The organism is Pedobacter glucosidilyticus DSM 23534 (genome assembly GCF_000425145.1).
Lineage (GTDB): Bacteria > Bacteroidota > Bacteroidia > Sphingobacteriales > Sphingobacteriaceae > Pseudopedobacter > Pseudopedobacter glucosidilyticus.
In genome coordinates, this window is the sequence record NZ_KE384318.1 from 1 (window position 1) to 2,187 (window position 2,187).

1 protein-coding gene is annotated in these 2,187 nt (G+C 44.7%); it reads right to left on the minus strand.

Annotated features, from left to right (window positions below; genetic code table 11):
* On the minus strand, nt 1-2,187 hold a 2,187-nt coding region (locus H510_RS0117920), incomplete at both ends, for a YDG domain-containing protein (protein ID WP_026905568.1).

The window sequence follows — 2,187 nt, forward strand, 5'->3', positions numbered from 1 at the left end:
AATCGTGATTTGTGGTAACGCATTTACTACTAAGGTGAAAGTCGTCGTCGTCTCATCTACTCCGCCATTAGCCACACCACCATTATCTCTTACCCTTACTGTAATGGTGCTTGTACCACTTTGTCCACTCGCCACACGGTAACGCAATTGGTTGTTTACGATACTTAGGTTACTCAGCAGGCTGCTATTGGTGCTGCTAGCCGTTACCGTAGTGGTTTGTCCGACTTCTGGGCCTGCTGTGATTCCTGTTAATGCTACTACCTGTTCTGCTGCGGTATAACATATCGTTTGGTTGTTTATAGCATTAAGCGTTGGTGCCTCATTGACATCGCTTAGGTTTACCGTAAATACTTGATCTAAACTGAAACCAAATTGTGTGGTGCTTCTTACTCTGATACTATAGCTTTGTTTATTCTCGTAGTTTAAGCTCGCTGCTGTTTGTAACTGATTGCCATTAATGGTGAAACTTGCATTATCTGTATCTCCTGCTCCTGCTACTAAACTATAAGTAAAGGTGGCTACTGGACTGTTTGATGTACTGCTTAATGTTCCTGATATAGTACCTACTGGGCGGTTCTCGTAAAGCGTAACGCCTGCCAAGCTCACACTCGTTGGTGCACCTGGTTTTACTGTCAGCACTCCATTCTGGTAGCTCATGGCATAGTTCTCTGCTACTGCTCCACTTACTGTTATAGGATAAGCACCCTGTAAACTACTTAATGTGGCTGTCGTTGAGATACTTGGCTGGGTAGTCAACACTGTATTATTCTCTCCGCCTACAAAACCTGTATAACTAATCGTTAATACCGGATTTGCCTCGCCCTCAAACTTCTCCTTATTATCCGCTATGATTGTTAACGCTTTTCTGGTGATTGCTGCTGTGGTACTTGTTGTGGTGTTAACGGTGTAGTTAGCTGCATCTGTGCCACTAATGCTGATGCCTGATACTGCTACTGCTTTGCCTGTGCCTACATTCTTATTGTCGAACGTTGCTGTGGTATAAGCTGCTGTCAGTACATCACCTATGACTCTGTTATCTCCTAAGGTTACTGTTGCCGTATTGTTTGCATCGTATTCTTTGTTGATACCTGTTGCGCTTACTAGTAGTGCTTTGGCGGTGATGTTAGCGGTGGTGCTTGTTGTGGTATTTGTTATATAGTTGCCTGCATCTGTGCCGCTGATGCTGATGCCTGATACCGCTACTGCTTTACCTGTGCCTACATTCTTATTGTCGAACGTCGCCGTGGTATAGGCCGCTGTTAGTACATCACCTGTGATTCTGTTATCCCCTAAGGTTACCGTTGCCGTAGTGTTTGCATCGTATTCTTTGTTGATACCGGTAGCGGTAACTGTTAGTGGCTTAGCAGTAATATTAGCTGTGGTGCTTGCTGTTGTGTTAACTGTATAGTTACCCGCATCTGTGCCGCTGATGTTGATGCCTGATACCGATACTGCTTTACCTGTACCCACATTCTTATTATCGAACGTTGCTGTGCTATAGGCTGCTGTTAGTACATCGCCTGTGATTCTATCATCTGCTAAGGTTACCGTTGCTGTAGTGTTTGCATCGTATTCTTTGTTGATACCTGTTGCACTTACTAGTAGTGCTTTGGCGGTGATGTTAGCGGTGGTGCTTGTAGTGGTATTTGTTATATAGTTACCTGCATCGGTTCCGCTAATGCTGATGCCTGATACCGCTACTGCTTTACCTGTGCCTACATTCTTATTGTCGAACGTGGCTGTGCTATAGGCTGCTGTCAGTACATCGTCTGTGATTCTGTTATCTCCTAATGTTACCGTTGCGGTAGTATTTGCATCGTATTCTTTGTTGATACCGGTAGCGCTTACTAGTAGTGCCTTGGCGGTGATATTAGCGGTTGTACTGGTTGTCGTGTTAACTGTGTAGTTAGCTGCATCGGTGCCGCTGATGCTGATGCCTGATACTGCTACTGCTTTGCCTGTACCTACATTCTTATTATCGAACGTGGCTGTGCTATAGGCTGCTGTTAGTACATCGCCTGTGATTCTATCATCTGCTAAGGTTACCGTTGCGGTAGTATTTGCATCGTACTCTTTGTTGATACCTGTTGCACTTACTAGTAGTGCTTTGGCGGTGATTGCTGCTGTGGTGCTTGTAGTGGTATTTGTTATATAGTTACCTGCATCTGTGCCACTAATGCTGATGCC